The organism is Acinetobacter sp. (genome assembly GCF_036666595.1).
Classification (GTDB): domain Bacteria; phylum Pseudomonadota; class Gammaproteobacteria; order Pseudomonadales; family Moraxellaceae; genus Acinetobacter.
The window spans coordinates 457,366-477,303 of record NZ_JAVWVO010000001.1; the positions used below are offsets into that span (position 1 = coordinate 457,366).

Sequence of the window (19,938 nt, forward strand, 5' to 3'; positions counted from 1 at the left end):
AAGGACATTTATAACAATAGATGTCCTTTATGTGAGGATTACAATAATGAATAGCGCACTCCAATATAATCTTTCACCCTATACCTCTTTCATGCGCGAAACCAAAGTCGACTTAGGCAATGGTATTGAACTCCATGTCGAAATCGGTGGCGAAGACCATCATCCGACCATTGTTTTAATCATGGGCTTAGGAGCACAGCTGTTATTTTGGCCTGATTTCTTCTGTAAATCTCTGATTGATCAAGGTTTTCGTATCATTCGCTTTGATAACCGAGATATTGGTTTATCTTCAAAAATTAAACATCAAGGTCCACGCTTAAACACCCTCAAACTGATGGGTCGTTTTGCTTTAGGTTTAGATAACCGTGGTGCACCTTATGACTTATATGACATGGCTGACGATGTGGCACTGCTTTTAGACCGTTTAGGTTTAGATGAAAGTTATGTGATTGGTGCATCCATGGGTGGTATGATTGGGCAAATTCTAGCAGCGCGTCATCCACAGAAGGTCAAAAAGCTCGGCCTGATGTTCACCAGTAACAACCAACCTTTACTGCCACCGCCTTTTCCAAAGCAACTCTTTAGTCTAATTGGTCGACCTGAATCGACCGATGAAGAAGGAATTGTGAGCCACTCTTTGAAAGTATTTAAGATCATTGGCTCGCCTGATTATCACAATCCAATCGAGTCAATTCAGACTTCTCGCAAATTATATCGCCGAAGTTATTACCCTGCGGGTGTACTTCAACAGTTTTTAGCAATATTATGTACAGGTTCTTTATTGCAACTGGACAAACAGATTCAACAACCGACCCTTGTGGTACACGGTTCGCGAGATCGTTTACTCCCGCCTAGTCACGGAAAGGCCGTTGCAAAGGCAATTATGGGCGCTAAATTTGAATTAATTGATGGAATGGGGCATGATATCCCACCGCACTTCATTCCAAATCTTAGCGAATTATTTGCACAACACTTTAAATCATAATCATTAGGACACTATGGCTGCATTACCATCCTTAAGACAGCTGTCATATCTCGTTACACTGTCAGAAACGCTGCATTTTACTGAAGCTGCACGACGTTCATTTGTAACCCAATCGACTTTGTCGGGCGGGATTATGGAGCTTGAACGCCTACTCGGTGGCGTACTTGTAGAGCGTGATCGCCAAAATGTGCGCTTAACTCCTCTAGGCGAGCAAGTCGTTGCTCGTGCTCGTGTTCTACTGGCAGATGCTCAAGACCTGATGCGTTTAAGCCGAGAAATGAGCGAGCCTTTAACTGGTGATTTACATCTAGGTGTTATTCCAACCATTGCGCCATTTATTCTGGCACAATTGTTAGATGAAGTGCATAAGCAACTCCCTAAAATTCAACTGCATTTACACGAAGCGCAAAGTGAGAAAATTGTAGAAAAACTCGAACATGGCAATTTAGACATGGTCGTTTTGGCTCTACCTTTTGATACACGTGGCTTAAAAGTTGCTGAAGTCGCAAAAGAAAGTTTGTTTTTGGTCTGCAATAAATCAGATATCGCAAGCCAAGCCAAATCGCTGGATGACTTAGACCTTTCACGCTTAATGTTGCTTGAAGAAGGCCACTGCTTACGTGACCACACTCTAAGTGCCTGCCCAATTGGTGAACGTAAGAATGACCATCGTTTAAAAGCGAGTTCTTTACCGACCCTTGTGGAAATGGTATCGGCTGATCTTGGTTTTACTTTATTACCTGAAATCGCAATTCATACCAATATGATTAAAGCGAATCCAGATTTGATGGTCAAACAAATTGAAGCTGCTCCAAGCCGTATCTTGGCTTTGGTGACACGTAAAAGCACCCCACTACAAAGCGAATTTGATGTGCTATTACAAATCCTGCAAAAAATTACTCAAGATCTGCACTAAGCTTATTTTTGTGCATAAAAAAGGAGTCAAACATGACTCCTTTTTTTGTGCCTGAATCTTTTTTAGACCCAAGCACCCCTAAAATTATTTAATCACATCTAACAAATAACGCTGTGCATTATGCTCGGTTTCGCCTTCAGCTGGCGTCGCACGAAGCCAAGTTCCATCACCCTGTAGTAACCAAGATTGTTGATTATCCTGCAAATAGGTCAACAAACCTTGCTGATAAATACGTTTTTTCAAAGCAGGATCTTCAATTGGGAAACAGGCCTCAACACGATTAAATAGATTTCGGTCCATCCAATCGGCACTTGAGCCATAAATACGCGCATCGCCATTATTACTAAAATAGAAAACACGGGTATGTTCTAAGAAACGCCCCACGATCGAACGTACACGAATGTTTTCCGAAAGCCCTGGCAAACCTGGGCGTAGACAACAAATTGAACGAATAATGAGATCAATTTGCACACCTGCTTGTGATGCCTCATACAGCTTATTGATCAGTTGCACTTCGGTTAGTGCATTCACTTTCACAATAATTTGTGCTTTCTTGCCCGCTTTGGCATTGGCAATTTCATCATCAATAAAATTGATCAGTTGTGCATGGAGCGTAAATGGCGCATGAAGTAGCTTTTTCAGCTTCGCCATTTTCCCCATACCTGTCAATTCTTGGAAAATACGGTGTACATCTTCACACAACTCTTTATCGGTCGTGAGCAAGCCATAGTCGGTATAAATTCGTGCATTACCCGCATGGTAGTTACCCGTTCCCAAGTGCACATAACGAACGAGTTTATTATTTTCACGACGTACCACAAGAATCATTTTGGCATGAGTTTTATAGCCCACAATGCCGTAAACAACCACTGCACCCGCTTCTTGCAGCACATTCGCCACTTCGATATTTGACTCTTCATCAAAACGCGCACGCAGCTCAATCACCGCGGTAACTTCTTTCCCATTACGCGCCGCTTCTGCTAGGACTTGTACAATTTCAGAGTCTGCACCACTACGGTATAGGGTTTGTTTAATCGCCAACACTTGTGGGTCACGTGCCGCTTCACGTAACAAGTTAATCACAGGTGCGAAAGACTCAAACGGATGATGTAGTAAAATGTCCTGTTTCTGCATTGCAGAGAACATGCTTTCCGACTTTTTCAACACTTTAGGAATAACAGGAATATGTGCGTCATACCGTAGATGTGGGCGTTTAAAATTGGACAATAAACGCGCCAAGTTCACCGGCCCTTCGACTTTATACAACTGCTCTTGATGCAGATCAAACTCATCTAGCAAGTAGTTATAGATATGTTCTGGACAGTTTTGTGTGACTTCCAAACGTACTGCTCGTCCAAAACGACGTGAACTTAACTCACCTTTCAGTGCTTTGGCTAAGTCTTCCACATCTTCATTGAGCGCCAAATCGGCATTACGGGTCACACGGAACTGATAACAGCCTGTCGCTGTCATCCCTGGGAACAAGTCAGAAACATGCTCATGGATAATGGCTGAAAGCATCACATGATGCTCTTTTCCACCTGTGAGTTCATCAGGTAGACGAACCACACGTGGCAATGAACGTGGTGCAGGCACAACAGCCAAATCAATCTGACGACCAAATGCGTCTTTCCCTTCCAAAGTCACAATAAAGTTGAGACTTTTATTCACTAAACGCGGAAATGGGTGCGCAGGGTCAAGGCTAATCGGTGTTAAGACAGGTGCGACCTGTTCTTGGAAATATTTCTTCACCCATGAAGACTGTGCAGGTGTCAGTTCCCCACGGCGTAAGAAGCAAATGTCTTCTTCACGTAGTTTCGGCAGAATTTCATCATTGAGAATACGATACTGACGTTCAATTGCGGCATGTGCGGTTTGCGAAATTTGGTCGAGGACTTGGCGTGGGGTTAAGCCATCGGGGCTACGGCTTTCATTACCCAGATCCAACTGTTCCATGACGCCCGCAACACGAATTTCAAAGAACTCATCTAAGTTACGTGAAAAAATCAGTAAGAAATTCATCCGTTCTAACAGCGGATGTAAAGGATCTACGGCTTGTTCCAATACACGTAAATGGAAATCTAATATCGATAACTCACGGTTAATATAGCGATCGTTATACGCGTATTCAGGTTGTAGTATCGGAGATGTGCTTGCTGCCGTATTCATAGCTAACCTTTGATTATTTGAATGCGTTTTATCATGATAAGTATGCTTCAATTTTGTGACAATTTCATAAAAAAAAGCCCATAAATTTAGGCTTTTTCACATCAATCAAATTAAGGGATATCGCTATAGCGCATATACTTTCGAATCATGCGCTCACGGTTTTGCAACTTACGGTCATTTTGATGGTCTTGGTAGTATTTCGGATTGGGTAAAATGGCCGCTAAAAAGACTGCCTGCTCACGGCTTAAGCTACGTGAACTTTTACCAAAGTAGTGTTGGGTTGCAGCTTCCACGCCATAGATATTATCGCCAAACTCCACCGAGTTCAGATATACCTCTAAGATGCGTTCTTTGCTCCACATCCGTTCCATCATCCAAGTTGCAACAGCCTCTTGACCTTTACGAATGAATGAACGCTTGTTATATAAAAATAAGTTTTTGGCCAACTGCTGAGAAATCGTGGAACCACCCGCAACCACTTTGCCCGTGTCATTATTACGTTCGAGCGCCGCTTGAATCCCATCCCAGTCAAAACCATGATGTTGCATAAATTTGCCGTCTTCAGCCGCAACAATGGCTTTTTTCATGTACTCACTGATCTCGTCATAATCACGCCATTCATGTTGAATAGGCTTAGATGGCTCAGACCAATAATCAATCCGCATAAACATAGTGGTTTCCACTGGCTTGTAACGCCACCACGCTAGGCTTGCAAAAATCCACAACTGTACCAAAAGCACGAAGCTGACAACGACTAACAAACTACGAACAATAAAAGCTTTCATGCCAGTGGCTTACTCCAAAAATCATTTTTATTCATGCTAAGCTTGGGCAAATATAGCAAAATTTTAGCAAGAATAGCATGACCGAGCTTACACCTCCGCAAATCAAAACAAAATTTGACGTACATTTATGGTGGATTACCGCTGTCATTATTGCCGTGAATGTTGGGCTGTTTTTTTGGCAAGTCCTGCATGGCATGGATGTCAGCAATCCAAGTACGGCTGATGCCATACGCTGGGGAGCAGACTATGCACCGCTCACCTTCTTGGCTGAACCAATGCGTTTATTGAGCAGTATGTTCTTTCATTTTGGCTTGGTTCACCTCATGTTGAACATGTGGGCGCTGTATATTTTTGGCAGTGTGCTAGAGCAAATGTTTGGACGTGTCTATTTTCTTGCGCTATATGTCCTTGCGGGCCTGATGGGTAGCTTGCTCAGTGGTTATATCGCCATCCAAGACAGTTATGAACTAATTCGTGTGGGTTTAGCAAACCCTGAACTCTTGCCGCGTGTCGGTGCAGGGGCTTCAGGTGCGGTCATGGGACTGGGGGCAGCACTGACGGTTCTATCGCTACTGCCGATGCTCCCACAGCAACGTTTTATTTTAGATAAAAAGACTTTGCTCATTGTGATGGGCATCAACTTAGCCATGGGCTTTATGATTTCAGGTATTAATAATGCCGCACATATTGGCGGCATGTTGATGGGTGCTGTTTTGGCGGCACTTTGGTATCTCTCCCAAAAAACGCAGCAGCGTTGGATTATGCCGCTGAGCCTTGTTTTGGCAGCCTGCGGTTCGTATTGGTTTTACTTACACTGCCAAAACCTTGTGGTCTATATTCAACCCGTATGGTCAGAAGTGTTAATGATGATGCGTCAACAGCTCAATTTCTAAGATTCAACACTTAACATATTAAGAGATCAATCACGATTGATTGATCTCTCTTAAACTTTGTAAAGGTGGAATATCACTGAGATAACTTAAGCGATAACGCCCAATCAGCGCGCAGAGTAAGGTCATGAACAGTGGTAAAATGAGCCAGATTTCCCAGTGTGGCTGAATGGCTAATCCCATGCGATAACATGCGACAGCACTTATCGCTTCAGCAAATAAACAAGAAACCACACCTGCCATAAAACCAATAAAGCCAATTTCTAGACTGAGCATGGTTCTGAGTTTTTGCTTGGAACCACCAAATGAACGTAACAATGCGACTTCACGTTTACGCTCATCCATAAGTAAGTTCAGGCAAGCAATTAAAACCAAAATACCTGAAATACTCACTAAAACTGCAAGGATCGTGACAATCTGCACCAGCACCGTCACGATGCGCTTAATTTCATCTAAAATTAAACTGACATCAATAAAGACGGTATTGGAAAATTGCTGAATAATGCTAACCAATTTCGCTTTGTCAGACTCAGGCACATAGAAACTGCCCAAATAACTGCCCGCATTTTCATCCATAGTTTGAGGTGCAAAAATAAAGAAGAAGTTTGGGCTAAAACTTTCCCATTCTACAATTCTTAAGTTCGCCACTTTGGCGTGAATGACACCCTCAGGTAAGCTAAAGGTCAGTTGATCCCCCACTTTTATCCCAAGCTCTGTTGCGGTATTGGCTTCTACCGAAACTTGTCCTTTTGCTGCGAGTTTTGATGCTCCAGAGACAATTACATTATCTTTAGGATAACTGTCTGCTTGGGTTAAATTTAACTCGCGGCGTAAGGAGTTATTTTGCTTGACCAAATCCGCAGCAAAAGGCTGTCCATTTTTGGCAATCAGTCTACCTCGAATATTGGGATAGAGCGGCGTACTGTTCCAGTGGTTCTGCTCAATTTGTGCTTTTAACTCAGGCATGTCAAAAGGCGGTAAACCATATACAAACTGATTGGGCGTTCCCGCAGGAATTTGCTGCTGCCAACGTTCTAGCAAATCAGTGCGTAGCACGGCTAAGACCGTAATTAAACTAAGTCCCAAAGCCAAAGCGGTAATCTGAAATGCAGTTTGATAAGGTGTGCGAACATAGGCAGAAACCGCATTTTTCAAGCTACGGATAAACTTCAAACTCAGCCAGACCACATTGTATAGCACTGCACACAGAATAATAATCGCACCAATGACCATGGCTGTCAGTACCATGTTTTCAGTCAGAACGATACTAAACAGCACCAGACTTGCCGTTCCTGCGAGCAGCATCCAAAACATAGACGAAACCGATTTTTCTTGACTGCGAATGACACGGATCGGCGGCGTATTCAAAAGCTCCCAAAAACTCGGTAAGACAAAACCCAGTAGCACTACGGCACTGGTCAACATGGCAATCGGAATCGGCCCGAGCAGCATATCCCACGCTGAAAATGCAATACTTAAGTGTGGAATCAGTTGTAACATCAACTGTAACAAGCCATAACCCAGCCCCACCCCTACTGCACTCCCGACCAGCATAGCGAGCAAGAACACCACACCTAATAAGCTGAGGTAAGCCCAGAGAATTTGTGACTTCGCAGCCCCCATACAACGTAATAAGGCAATGTGATCTTGGTTTTGTTGCACAAAGCGTTGGCTGGTCAAAGCAATCGCAATACCACACAGCAAAATCGTTAAGATATTCGCCAACTGCAAAAAAGTGTCCAAATTTGCAATTGGTTTCATTAAACGGGTATTGCCCTCACTGGCATTGCGTAGGCGTAAGCTGTTTTGTGGCTCTTCAGCATTGACTCTTTGAGCTGCCGCATCTACGTCCATAGGTGCTACATTTTGCTTCTTAAAATTTGCTTCAAACTGCTGGGTATTTTGTGCTGTACCTGCCATCAGTAGACGATAGTCAATACGACTACCGACTTGTATGGCATTGGTCTTGGCAATATCCGCTTCAGAAATAATCACCGTCGGCGAGAACCCAGAAAAGCCTAACTCTTGATTGGAATCATGCTCAATCAAGCCTGTCACCTTGAAAGTACCATCTGCAATATTCAGCTGATCGCCCAGTTTAACCTGTAGCAAATCCTTAGCACGCTGACTCAACCAAACTTCACCTGAAGCAATATGCTTCGCCGCAGGCTGAATGCGTAACTCACCACGCAGTGGAAAAGCTTGATCGATGGCTTTGACATTGACCATAACAAACTGATCATCTGTATATGCCATTGAACTAAAGACAGTGACTTCGGATTGTTTTAAATTAAGAGCTGTCGCTTGTGCTTTCCATTTCGGGTCGAGTTTTTGGCTGTCTGTTAGCACCAAATCCCCTGCTAGCATCTCGGCGGCTTGCAGAGCTACAGCATTTTGAATTTGCTCGTTACTAAACTTCAGCGCGGTCGTTGCACTGATCGCGAGAATCAACGCAATAATCAATAAATACACGCCGCTACTTTTAAAACTTTGCTTCAGTAAGGGCTGAAATAGAGAATTCATTTTATCCTCCCGTTCGAGGATGTTCGATCAACTGACCATCGAGTAATTCAAAATGACGCTGGCACTGTTCTGCAAGCGTATGGTCATGCGTCACTAAAATGAGGGTCGTACCCAACTCACGGTTCAATTGAAATAATAATTGCTCAATTTCTCGCGCAGTTTGACTGTCTAAATTTCCTGTTGGTTCATCGGCAAAGATAATTTTTGGCTCAGCAATAAGCGCACGGGCAATTGCGACGCGCTGCTGCTCCCCACCCGAAAGTACCTTCGGTGTTTGGGTGGCCTGTCGCTCTAATCCAACCTTTTGCAACAAACTCAAAGCGCGTTGCTCCGCTTCAGCGAAGTTAAAGGATGCATGAAGCCGTAACGGCAGCATCACATTTTCAACCGCAGTCAGGTGTGGCAGCAGTTGAAAGGACTGAAACACAAAGCCAATATGCTTCAAACGCACATTCGCACGCTGTTCTTCATTGAGCTTGGAAATACTTGCACCGCAAACGATTAGCTCACCACTGCTGGCCTGATCTAAAGTCGCCAAAATACCCAGTAAGGTAGACTTTCCTGAGCCTGAACGTCCTGTAATCGCGACTTGTTCACCTGCTGCGATGCTCAGACTCAAATCTGAGAAAATGGTCAGTTCTTTTTGCGGAAGTTTAATCTTTTGTGTCAGTTGCTGGGCAGAAATAATCACTTGTGGCATGATGCTTACATCACTGTGAACTTGGGTCATAACATCCCTATATGCAAATATTCGTGCAAAATCGTAAATTTAAAAAACGTATCAGTTCATACTTGGTTTTGCTTGCACTGTGCTTAAGCCCCACTTGGGTTTTGGCAAAAACCGTGATGGTTTTAGGAGATAGCATTAGTGCAGGTTATGGCATAGAACCACAGCAAGCATGGGTAAATTTACTGCAAAAACGGTTAGACCAACAGTATCCGAAACAGCATAAAGTGGTCAATGCCAGTGTGAGTGGTGAAACCACCAGTGGCGCTTTGGCTCGTTTACCCAAACTGTTGCAAACACACAAGCCAAATGTAGTGGTGATTGAACTTGGCGGGAATGATGGACTGCGGGGTCAGCCACCTCAGATGATTCAAAAAAATTTAGCGCAATTGATTCAACAGAGTCAAAAAGCCAATGCCACCGTGGTTGTCTTGGGAATGAAAATGCCACCAAACTATGGCACAGCCTATAGCAAGGCATTTGAAAATAATTACAAAGTGGTCAGTCAACAATACAAAGTGAAATTACTGCCTTTCTTTTTGGAAGGTGTAGCGGGAAATAACAGCTTGATGCAAAAAGATTTGGTCCATCCAAATGGCAAAGCACAGCCTATTTTATTAAATTTAGCTTATCCCTACATAAAAGGCGCTTTATAAAGCGCCTTTTATTCTGATCATATCCGCTGATCAGAAGTCAAAAAAAACCACTTCACCACTTTCAAGTGAGTACTCAGCGCCAACCACTTGTAACTTGCCTTTGGCAATCAAGCTTTCAAGCACAGCTGAGCCATGACGTAACTGATTTACAGAGGCAAATACATTTGAACGTACCGCATGTTTAGACAGTTTGCATAAGTCATGTTTCAGTTCAGTTTGCATCAGAGTTTCAACCGAAGGACGGACACGGTTTACAATCGACATCAAGTTTGCAGAAGGTGGGCTATCTGGGTTCATCAGAGTGTCAATGGTGGCTTGAATCGCGCCACAGTGGCTATGACCAAGTACCACAACTACCGCACAGTCATAACGCTCAGCCGCAAACTCAACACTGCCAACCTGTGAAGGTGCAACTACATTTCCTGCAACACGAATCACAAACAGATCGCCCAAACCTTGGTCAAAAACCATTTCTGCAGGCACACGAGAATCAGAACATCCCAGTACAATGGCAAATGGATTTTGGTCTTCCGCCATCTCTGCTCGTGCTTGGTGAGACAATTGCTTATGGTGGGTTGTCTCACCCGCGACAAAACGTTGGTTACCTTGTTTTAGACGGCTTAAAGCTTCTTGAGCTGTTAGCATTCCCTTTCCCACTCGGTTGTTATTAAGTTGGACTAGTTTAATCCCAGCGAAATTGATTGTCACTTGCAAAAAACATAGCAGCTTCTTTTTTTGCTTGATTTTAAATTTGCATTTTATCTCAAACAAATCGTTATACAGTTCACACTTTATCCAAATGCAGTATATCCTTTCAAATAAATAATTAATGACATTTGCATGAAAGCTATTAGAATCAAACAGACCTGTAAATAAACATAAAAACTATTCAAAATCAGAGCATTTTTATCTTATTCGGTCAGTTTTTTCATTCATCTCCGTTTAAGGATGAACCATGATGATGCGCTCAAAATCCGTCTTGAAACAAAGTCTAAAGGCCGGTCTATTCGCCTTAGCTTTGTCATTTTCTTTCGCCAGCCATGCGGTCGAAAATACCATCATCAAAGACAAACTCAGTTTACAAAGCTACCTTCTACAAGAACGCGTCACCGCTGGCTTAAAAACCAAAACACTTAAAGTGGATGACATCGTTTGGAGTTATAACGAAGGCGGTGCAGTTGATAAACCGACTATTTTGCTGATTCATGGTTTTGCTGGAAATCGGGACAATTGGAACCGAGTGGCACAGTTTCTAACCCCCTATTACCACGTAGTCATCCCCGACCTTCCGACCAACGGCGATACCAAAGTCCCTGATGATTTTGATCTCTCTATGCCAAATGTCACAGAGCGACTCCGTCGTTTTGTTGAGGCCATTCACATACAAGATAAGCTGAATGTTGCAGGACATTCCATCGGTGGTTCAATTGCAACCCTATATGCCGCGCAATACCCTTTTGACACGCAAAGTTTGTTTTTATTAAACAGTGCAGGCATTTATAAAAATGCAAACACCAACTATGCCAAAGACCCGCAATACTTAAAACACTTGATTGTGAGCAAACCAGGCGATTTAGATGACGTGATGCAACGTGTCATGCAAACCCCAATCAAAATGCCCTATTATTTAAAACGCGCCCAAGAAAAACAGTTAATTACTCAGGCTGAAAAAAACAGTAAAGTGATTGATCAATTGGTGACCTTGAACCGAATTTATACCACTGACTCCTTTGCTCGAGTGACCCGAAATATTGAAGCGCCCACCCTCATTTTGTGGGGTAAGCAGGACAAAATTATCAATGTGGAAGTGGCGAATGAGCTCAAATCCTTATTGAAACGCGCTGAAGCTCCTGTCATCCTTAACAATGTTGGTCATATGCCACTTTTGGAGGCAGAACAAGCAGTTGCACAGCACTACCTGCCTTTTCTTGCAAAAACACAAAAGTTAAAAAATCCATTGGCTGATAAACTGATTCCACTAAATTAATTTTGTTGAGTACGTATGCAGAAACACCCGATGATTGAGCAGCTCATTGAAGCTCATCTTAATTTTTTAGATCATGAGTTTTCGCAAGCAAGTACCGTACAAAATGAATTCACCCTCTTTTATCACTGGTTTAGAAAACAAACTTTGCAGCAACTGTGGAGCTTTGAAGACATAAATGCGTTGTTGCAAAAACAAATCCTAGCCACACCTGCAACCGATCATCTAATCTCACAAATTGCTGAGCACATTAAGTTTTCTTTAATTCATCCCGTCAATGAATCAACAAAAATTGCCGATGTGATTCCTGTACTCACCATCGATAAAATTGCGCAGTATGTCGCGAGTAAAAGTGGGCACCGTCAACGCCTGATTAAAACCGTGGTAAATAACCCAGCTTTTTCAGCCATGATTACCCAGTTGATTCAGCACTCGATTCAAGACTATTTAAACAACTCGGTGATGACTAAACGTGTGCCGGGTGTTTCTAGTTTTATGAAAATGGGGAAATCGGTACTCGAAACCGTCACAGACTCAAACCTAAATGACACCATCGGACATTATTTGCAAAAGAACATCTTAAAACTCAGTCAAATGAGCGAACAGGTGTTAAATCAAAACTTTAATGATGAAAAGCTATATCACTTTCAAGCCAACATCTGGCACAAAATCAAAGATATGCCTTTATCAGTTTTGAAAAATTATATTGAAGTACAGGACTTGCCTCAAACCGTCGCTATGGGGCACGAAATTTGGGAGCATATGCGTCAAACAGACTATCTGCAGCAACAGGTGCATGATGGTGTTTACGCTTGGTACATTCGTAACCAAGAACGACCTTTTGATTTACTCCTACGTGACTTAAATATCGACGAAGCTTTAATTCAAAATGAACTTCAAGATTTGTTGAATCCTATTATTCAAGAGCTCATCCGATCACATTACTTACGTGATCGAGCACGTTATTATTTAGAACAGTTTTATTATTCTGACCAAGCACAAGCGATTTTAAAGCTCTAAAAAAGTGCCATCAGTTAATCTAAGAATAGATTTACAAAGACCTGTACATTAAACTCTATCATTAAAAATAGCGTTACATTCTGATCTTAATCCCTTCCTTTTGCATCATCTCATTAAACTTTCTCACCTGATTTTGATCTATATGGGTTAAAGTTGGGTGTAAATAACCTGCATTCATGGCAAGAAAAATTGTTTCGATTAAGAACATTGGTTGATCTTTAAAAGCAGATAAATCTAACAATTCATCAAATCGCATGTCTTTTTTTACCAGACTCTCAAACATTGGAGAAATAACTTCTTGTGGGGCATTAATATCACCGATGGGTGTGCGGAAAGTAACATCGCTATTTTTGGGTGCATCAGGTAGAAGTTTAAATTCTATCTGATTGATAATTTCTGAATGCTCGGCATTATTCAATATATGTGGTTGATATTGAAAAACATCCATGCGCTGTTTTGCATTTCTTGCCAAATCTTTTACATATTCCTTCAATGCAGGTGCGTTAATATTTTCGACAATTGTTTTCAGCTTTGCAGGAATACTTAAACTTTCCAAATTTTCAATGCTATTTGCACTACCGATATAATTGCTTTGCGTAGCTTGAAAAACCATTTGGTGTACATCAACACTATATAAGGGCTGCCAATAATCAGTTAAAAACTCATGTACTAAATATGAGTGATCTTGATTTAAAGTCCTTACAATAGCATCTATTCTTGAATTATCAATAAAAGCATCTGCACGATTGAGTTCATCGAATAATTTTTTTCCTAGCTCTATACTTTTTAAGGATGAATTATCTGTATGATGATCTACCAAACTTAATAGCTTTTGTACTGAATGCAATGAAGCACTTGCTGGATAGCACATATAATGTAAATAAAATAAACCTGTATTATTTAAAAAATGTGCCACGATGTCTAAAATATTTTTTTGAACTTCAGGCGAAACCCAGGAAAATGTCCCATGATTGACAATAAAATCAAATTTACACTTATTTTCTACCAAAAAACGTGCAAAATCAGTATGAATAAATTTTATATTTTTAGCCCCAATTGAATTTGCTAATTGTTTTGCTTTCTCAATATGTTGTTGATTAAAATCAATGCCCACAAAATTTCCATGTGGGTTATTTATAGCTGCAACGATTAAATTAACTCCTGTTGCACAGCCTAATTCTAAATATGAAAATTCTTCTGTAATATCTGGTGTTTGAAAGCCTAAAAAACTAACAATGGTTTTTAACCAAAGTGGTTGCATTTCTTTATAAAAGAAAACTGGATATGTGGTATCCAAAACATAACCATTTTGCTTATTCATTGTCGTCCTATTTCAGTGCTGGTTAGTGAGAGAATACCAATTCAGAATATCAAATTAAGATTAGCATCATAAAAGTCGACTTATACTACCTACCACTATAAGCCAATATGAGAGATGTAGTGATGAACAGTATTTACTACGAGGAACATTGTATCTCAAGAAATTGTAATTTATTTAGAAAGATTGATATAGATTACAATTTACCCCCCCTATAAACCAAAAAAAATATTCTTGATTTATAGGGTAAATAAAAGCTAAAACTAATATTTTACGAGTGGTCTTTTAAAACTTAAGATTCATAGCAATGCTATATCGTCTCCCATCTATATCCCTTTCATCTGTTCTATTCAGTGTTAAATCAGCTTCTTTATTTTTTTCATTTGCTATATTATAAACACCAGCTAAAAATTGTAGTTTTTTATCATAGTTATACACTGCACCTAAATCAAGAGTCGTATAAGCTCTCTTCTCTAGCCCAAGACTTCCTTGTGCACCTACTTCACTACCGCCTGTTTTACCGTTATAATTTACTTGTGTCCACAATAATACTTGATCATTCACATCATAATCTAAGCCAGCATTAAACATATGTTTAGGTGAGTCTGTAAATGCTTCACCTTTTCGTGCACCATCTTTGATCTCGGTCTTATTATATGTATAAGCCTGTCTATATTTTAAATTATCTAAAATGTAGTATTCCGTTGTAAGCTCTATCCCCTTACTTTCAGATTCACCAACATTATAATATGTAGTATAACCGGCTGTATTAACAGGGAATTGCGGGTATTTTAAATAAAAATCACTTCCAGCTGTTGTACTTCCATCTAGCGTAGGTGTTCTCATGATTTTATCTTTAAAATCTGTTTTGAAGACCATAAAACTTCCAGATAATCCAATATCATGATTCTCATAAGCAACACCAGCTTCGTAGTTTAGACTTTTCTCAGGCGTTAAATCAGGATTTCCAATCATCGCCCCGCCCATAGATGCTTCTGCAAAATCAGGGAATGAGTTTCTAAGACTAGGTGCTTTATATCCGCTTGTCACCCCACCTTTCAAGTTTAAGCCATCAGTCAATTTATAAACGGCATACGCTTTTGGAGAGAATTCACCCCCAAATACTTCGTTGTGATCATAACGTCCACTGAATGTTAAAGCCAAATCATCTGTAGCTTGCCAAGTATCCTCTGCAAATAATGCCCATTGATATCTTTCTAAGTCTGTTGTTATCTTACTTGCATTGTGCTGTCCATCAGTATGAATTTTTTCTTTTTTATAGTTTGCGCCTACAGTCAAAGAGTTATTAGCAAAGTAATATACACCTTGAGTATTTGCTACAAGCGTTTCAAATTCGTTGCCTTGTGTGAAACTTTTATCTTTATCACGTGTGATATAAGAGTTAATAGCAAACTCATCATATTTCAATTGATGATCAATATTGACATTGGTTCTTTCGATTTTTGTACCACTTGCAGTATTTGGTGTAATAACACCAGTCATAGCATTGAGCGTGCCTTCTGCAATACTTTTGCCAGGAGTTGTATTCCTTTCCTGTAAACTATAAGAGTATCCAGCACTAATCGTATTATGTTCATTTGCCGTAAATATAAATTTACCACTGACATTTTCTCGTTTAAATTCAGAATCTGCACCACTTACTGAAGTTGTTTTACCTGCATTATCCTTTTCATCTCGATCCATCAATCCAGCATTAAATTGGAAAGATAGCGTTTTATCAATCAGTGGAGCATTTACATAAACGGTTGTATTTTTGGTATCATTATTTACAATATTTGAAGAATCAGCTTTGATATACTCTGTTCTTAAACTTGCAATAAGTTTATCTGAATGCTTTTTCGTGATGATGTTGATGACCCCACCAATTGCATCAGAACCATACAATGCAGATGCGGGTCCGCGAATGACCTCAATTCTTTCAATGGCTTCAACTGGTGGCATATAGCTTACTTGAGCACCTGGATATCCACCTCGAATTTTATATGCATCTCCACCTTGCGCAGGTTTTCCGTCAATCAAAAATAGTGTGTAGTCAGCCCCCATACCCCGAATAGAGATACTTTTATCTGGACCATTTCCGATAATATTAACCCCAGGGACATTTTTAAGGGCATCTGTGACATCACTATAAGATTTTTTTTCTAGTTCTTCAGCCGTAATCACAGAAATTGACGCAGGTGCATCAGCAATATTTTGCTCAGAACCTGTTGCAGAAACAACAATCGTTTGTAGCTGTGCTGCTTCTTTTTCTTTTGTAGTTTCCTCGGCCTCATTTGCCATTGCTAATGAACTCATTGTCCCTACCACAGCCAAAGCCAGAGCTGATTTCGTCAAATTCTTACCCATAACGTATACACCCAAATACAAAAGAAGGAGAGATTGTGTAAATTTCGTAGGGTATCTTAACAAATGATAAACATATTGCAATGTATATTGATAATTATTCTCAGTTACATTTTACCTTTAGATAAAATATAACCTCCTAATTTAAGGAGGCTATTTAGTAAAATGGTTTAAAATTATTTGAAGTACGCGCCTTCTGCCTGCGTATGATCCGTCTGGTCAATAACACGACGTAACTCAGGAATGTGTTGTTGCAGAGTCGTTTCAACACCCTGTTTCAACGTGACATCAATTGCTGAACAACCTTGGCAACCACCGCCAAACTTCAGTACAGCTGTTAAACCATGTTCTTCATCTTCAACAACTTCAACCAATGCACAGTTACCCCCATGTCCTGCTAGACCTGGGTTAATTTCAGACTGAAGAATATACGTAATACGCTCTTCAATCGATGCATCAGGGCCTACGCGTGGCACTTTCGAATTTGGTGCACGGAAAGTTAACTGCCCACCAAAACGGTCTTTGTTGTAATCAATCACTGCATCTAATAAATATGGAATAGACTGTGTATCGATATATGCAGGAAAGTCTGGATAATCTTGGCGGTAATCGGTTGGGATCACTTCTTCAGGCGCGCTATATGCCATACAACATTCAGCACGTGGTGTACCCGGATTTTCAACAAATACACGTACAGCAATGCCTGGTGTATTTTGTTTTTCTAATAAATCACGTAAATACTCTTGTGCAGTTGGAGTAATCAATAAGTTTGGAATTTCCTCTGCAACTGCAGTGCTGCTGTTCTCAGTCGACATAACAATCATTTCCTCAAGCTGAAGTTGCTATTTTAACTGAAGATGCGGGGTAATTAAAAAAAATCAACCAAAATTGTCGGATTTATTGTGAAAGTTCATCTTTTCGCTCAATTTAATGGCATTATGACCACAAGATAGTTATATGCAGAACATCTCAGAAATGTTGGATTTACCTTTTAATCATACAGTTACGATCATTATTATTACTGTCATTATTTCTATGGTGGCTTTTTCAAATCAGAACGTGATGAACCGTCTGATTTTCTGGCCTCCTGCGATGCAACGTGGACAATACGATCGTTTTATTACACATGGCTTTATTCATGCCGATGGTATGCATCTTCTGTTCAATATGTTTACCTTGTTTTTCTTTGGCAGCATTATTGAAAGTTTTTACCGCCAATACTTTTATGAGTTAGGCTTTATTTTGTTTTATCTGGGTGGTTTAATTTTTGCCATTTTACCCAGTTATTTAAAACATAAAAATGATGTGCGCTGGGCAAGCCTTGGTGCTTCTGGTGCGGTCTCTGCGGTATTGTTCGCTTATGTGTTGTTTGAACCTTGGAAGCTGATTTTTGTGTTTTTTATTCCCGTGCCTGCGATTATTTTTGCAGTGTTGTACGTGGCCTATAGCATCTGGTCAGGTAAAAAAGGCAACTCCAACATCAATCATAGCGCCCACCTTTGGGGAGCTGCTTATGGGGTCATCATGACCTTAATTTTAGAGCCGCGTCTTATCCCCCACTTTCTGAGCAAATTAACCCAGTTACCTTTTTAAAGCTGAGCCCCTAGGTTTCAAATGGCTTGCATCAATATGCATACTGGCTCAGTAACATTTTTTCACAGCAATGGGTGGTCCTGATTTTTACAATAAACATCAGGACAGCTATAAACCAAGGAAATTGCGATGAAAATAATGTCTATATTGGCAACCTTGATGATCAGCCTCAGTTTTACAGCCTGTGCGGTACACACCCCTGAAGGGAGTATCGTGGTCGATCCTGATCGTTCTTATTATCCTCATGGCCAAGGCGATTTCTGCCCCCCGGGACAAGCCAAAAAAGGTCGCTGCTAAACTTAAAAGCCTTCTCTATGAGAAGGCTTTTTATTACATACATTCACACAATTTTGTCATGAAATGCTAAGCAGGAATTTGATTTGGCATAGATAATGTTTACAACTGTATATAAATAGCAAAATTGAGTGAGATTTCTTGCATGTCCAATCCATTAGACGGTCTTCAATTTCCAATTTACTCGAAAACAAAAAAAGTCAGTACATCACGCACAGGGAAAGAGATTATTGCCGAGGCTTTAGCCAATGTTGACCACCAAACCTCTGTGGCCGCACTTACAGAAAAAAACTGGCGTAAACTTTATCCACACTATTTTAAATCCTTAGTTGAATTTGGGATTCGCAATCAAATTGCGCCAATTCAAATTGCGCAAGATGGACTCAACAAAGCACACAATGTGTTTGAGTTTTATCGGGATGGGCAAAAACATCTCCTCAAAGATGTGATGTCACTTAAAACTACAGCGCTGCATACCATCAAACTCAAAGGTGAAAGTGATGCTGCACCTGAGTGGTCAGTGCCTTATAAAGGCCAACAACTCAAAGGTGACGCCTTACTCGCACAAATCCAAACATGGTTAGATGCTGGGGTGATTGAACCCAGTCACGCTGAAGCACTGATTGCCTGTGTGGAGCATCCTGAATGGTTTGATTTATCTGACCGTACTCTGGTTTTGTTCGGTGCGGCATCTGAAGCTGGTCCACTCACATGGTTAGCCCAATGGAAAGCCAATATTGTGGCGGTTGATTTACCCAATAGACGCGTGTGGAGCAAAATTTTAGACACCATTCAACACGGCAATGCCACGCTATATGCCCCATCGGTTGAAGCGCTGAGTGCAGAAACATCTGTCGCTGTTTTAAAAGAAAAACTCGGTGCAAACCTACTGACACAAGTACCTGAAATTGCACAATGGTTGGTACAAAACCCACATCAGTTAGATTTGGCTGCGATTGCTTATTTGGATGGTGAAAAACATGTCCGCGTTTCCGTTGCAATGGATGCGATCATGCAATATGTCAGTGCACAAAAAGCAGATACCAGTTTGATGTATATGTGTACACCTACCGATGTCTATGCAGTTCCAGAGGAAGTCATTACAGCGTCTGAGCAAAAGTTCAGTGGGCGCTCTAAAACGCAGCAAATGATTAGCAAAAGTATTTCAACCCTCAGCGGACAACTATTTTTTAAGAAAAACCTACATGAGCTCGTCGAGTCGGATAATGACAAGTCTTATGGCATCACCGACTGCTTAGTCATTGAACAAGGGCCGAACTATGCATTGGCTAAACGTATTCAGCAGTGGCGTGCAACGCTTGCTCGCTCAGAAGGTCAGCGGGTCAGCATTAATATTGCACCATCAACCACCACACACTCAGTCACCAAAAATCCACTGCTCAAAGCCGCATTTAATGGGGCGAGCTTGTTTGATGTTGAAGCCTTTAAGCCAGCAACCACCAATGCCATTATGGCGGCTTTATGGATCCATGACCTGCGTAATCCTGAGTCTGTAGCCAATCCAGAGAACAAACTTGAACATCCTTTAGAGCTGATGATGCATGGTGCCAACCACGGTGGCTTATGGCGTGTAGCTTACTTGGCTAGAACTGCCCTGCCTTTTGCAGCACTTTATGGTTTTGCCGCAGACAAGCTACCACTCAACAAAGTATTTGCTTTACTGAAAAAGTAAGACCTTAAATACCCACTTCAA

17 protein-coding genes are annotated in these 19,938 nt (G+C 41.0%); 9 read left to right on the forward strand and 8 right to left on the reverse strand.

The window, feature by feature from the left end; genetic code table 11:
- Window positions 1-46: 46 nt before the first annotated feature.
- A complete protein-coding gene (locus RR876_RS02185) occupies window positions 47-985 on the forward strand; it encodes an alpha/beta hydrolase (protein ID WP_004694383.1) in 939 nt (312 codons plus the stop codon).
- A 13-nt stretch (window positions 986-998) separates the two neighbouring features.
- Window positions 999-1,901 (forward strand): LysR family transcriptional regulator OxyR, encoded by a 903-nt coding sequence (gene oxyR / locus RR876_RS02190; protein WP_004981021.1) that lies wholly within the window; start codon window positions 999-1,001, stop codon window positions 1,899-1,901.
- Between the two features lie 84 nt (window positions 1,902-1,985).
- On the opposite strand, the gene ppk1 is transcribed toward oxyR, so the two are convergent.
- On the reverse strand, window positions 1,986-4,070 hold the full coding sequence (gene ppk1, locus RR876_RS02195; RefSeq protein ID WP_332477469.1) for a polyphosphate kinase 1: 2,085 nt from the start codon (window positions 4,068-4,070) through the stop codon (window positions 1,986-1,988).
- 110 nt (window positions 4,071-4,180) lie between these two features.
- Window positions 4,181-4,855 (reverse strand): monofunctional biosynthetic peptidoglycan transglycosylase, encoded by a 675-nt coding sequence (gene mtgA, locus RR876_RS02200; protein ID WP_004694386.1) that lies wholly within the window; start codon window positions 4,853-4,855, stop codon window positions 4,181-4,183.
- 77 nt (window positions 4,856-4,932) lie between these two features.
- Here mtgA and RR876_RS02205 point away from each other — a divergent pair, with 77 nt between their 5' ends.
- A complete protein-coding gene (locus RR876_RS02205; RefSeq protein ID WP_332477468.1) occupies window positions 4,933-5,748 on the forward strand; it encodes a rhomboid family intramembrane serine protease in 816 nt (271 codons plus the stop codon).
- Between the two features lie 30 nt (window positions 5,749-5,778).
- Here the strand turns inward: RR876_RS02205 and RR876_RS02210 are convergent, their stop codons facing one another.
- Window positions 5,779-8,268 (reverse strand): FtsX-like permease family protein, encoded by a 2,490-nt coding sequence (locus RR876_RS02210; protein ID WP_332477467.1) that lies wholly within the window; start codon window positions 8,266-8,268, stop codon window positions 5,779-5,781.
- Between the two features lies 1 nt (window position 8,269).
- Window positions 8,270-8,998, reverse strand: coding sequence for an ABC transporter ATP-binding protein (locus tag RR876_RS02215; protein ID WP_332477466.1), 729 nt, complete (start codon window positions 8,996-8,998; stop codon window positions 8,270-8,272).
- A gap of 11 nt (window positions 8,999-9,009) precedes the next feature.
- Here RR876_RS02215 and RR876_RS02220 point away from each other — a divergent pair, with 11 nt between their 5' ends.
- Entirely contained in the window at window positions 9,010-9,651 is a 642-nt protein-coding gene (locus RR876_RS02220) for an arylesterase (protein ID WP_332477465.1), read from the forward strand.
- A gap of 30 nt (window positions 9,652-9,681) precedes the next feature.
- On the opposite strand, the gene RR876_RS02225 is transcribed toward RR876_RS02220, so the two are convergent.
- Window positions 9,682-10,296 carry a carbonic anhydrase gene (locus RR876_RS02225; protein ID WP_004981036.1) on the reverse strand — a complete coding sequence of 205 codons (615 nt, stop codon included), beginning with the start codon at window positions 10,294-10,296 and terminating at the stop codon, window positions 9,682-9,684.
- Between the two features lie 310 nt (window positions 10,297-10,606).
- Here RR876_RS02225 and RR876_RS02230 point away from each other — a divergent pair, with 310 nt between their 5' ends.
- The gene (locus tag RR876_RS02230) at window positions 10,607-11,638 is read left to right on the forward strand and encodes an alpha/beta hydrolase (RefSeq protein WP_148826457.1); all 1,032 of its coding nucleotides are present in this window, start codon (window positions 10,607-10,609) and stop codon (window positions 11,636-11,638) included.
- A 15-nt stretch (window positions 11,639-11,653) separates the two neighbouring features.
- The gene (locus RR876_RS02235; protein ID WP_332477464.1) at window positions 11,654-12,655 is read left to right on the forward strand and encodes a hypothetical protein; all 1,002 of its coding nucleotides are present in this window, start codon (window positions 11,654-11,656) and stop codon (window positions 12,653-12,655) included.
- 73 nt (window positions 12,656-12,728) lie between these two features.
- Here RR876_RS02235 and RR876_RS02240 read toward each other — a convergent pair whose 3' ends face one another.
- From RR876_RS02240 to nfuA, 3 genes are all read right to left on the reverse strand, one after another.
- Window positions 12,729-13,976 carry a class I SAM-dependent methyltransferase gene (locus RR876_RS02240; protein WP_332477463.1) on the reverse strand — a complete coding sequence of 416 codons (1,248 nt, stop codon included), beginning with the start codon at window positions 13,974-13,976 and terminating at the stop codon, window positions 12,729-12,731.
- A gap of 282 nt (window positions 13,977-14,258) precedes the next feature.
- Complete coding sequence (locus RR876_RS02245) at window positions 14,259-16,289, reverse strand: TonB-dependent receptor (RefSeq protein WP_332477462.1); 2,031 nt, start codon at window positions 16,287-16,289, stop codon at window positions 14,259-14,261.
- A gap of 224 nt (window positions 16,290-16,513) precedes the next feature.
- Window positions 16,514-17,152 carry a Fe-S biogenesis protein NfuA gene (gene nfuA / locus RR876_RS02250; RefSeq protein ID WP_332477461.1) on the reverse strand — a complete coding sequence of 213 codons (639 nt, stop codon included), beginning with the start codon at window positions 17,150-17,152 and terminating at the stop codon, window positions 16,514-16,516.
- Window positions 17,153-17,312: 160 nt separating this feature from the next.
- Between nfuA and RR876_RS02255 the strand changes: the two genes are divergently transcribed.
- The 3 genes from RR876_RS02255 (at window position 17,313) to RR876_RS02265 (ending at window position 19,917) form a co-directional block, all read left to right on the forward strand.
- Window positions 17,313-17,930 (forward strand): rhomboid family intramembrane serine protease, encoded by a 618-nt coding sequence (locus tag RR876_RS02255; protein WP_026056446.1) that lies wholly within the window; start codon window positions 17,313-17,315, stop codon window positions 17,928-17,930.
- Window positions 17,931-18,059: 129 nt separating this feature from the next.
- On the forward strand, window positions 18,060-18,227 hold the full coding sequence (locus RR876_RS02260; RefSeq protein ID WP_332477460.1) for a hypothetical protein: 168 nt from the start codon (window positions 18,060-18,062) through the stop codon (window positions 18,225-18,227).
- Between the two features lie 142 nt (window positions 18,228-18,369).
- A complete protein-coding gene (locus RR876_RS02265) occupies window positions 18,370-19,917 on the forward strand; it encodes a hypothetical protein (protein ID WP_332477459.1) in 1,548 nt (515 codons plus the stop codon).
- The last annotated feature ends 21 nt before the right edge of the window (window positions 19,918-19,938 follow it).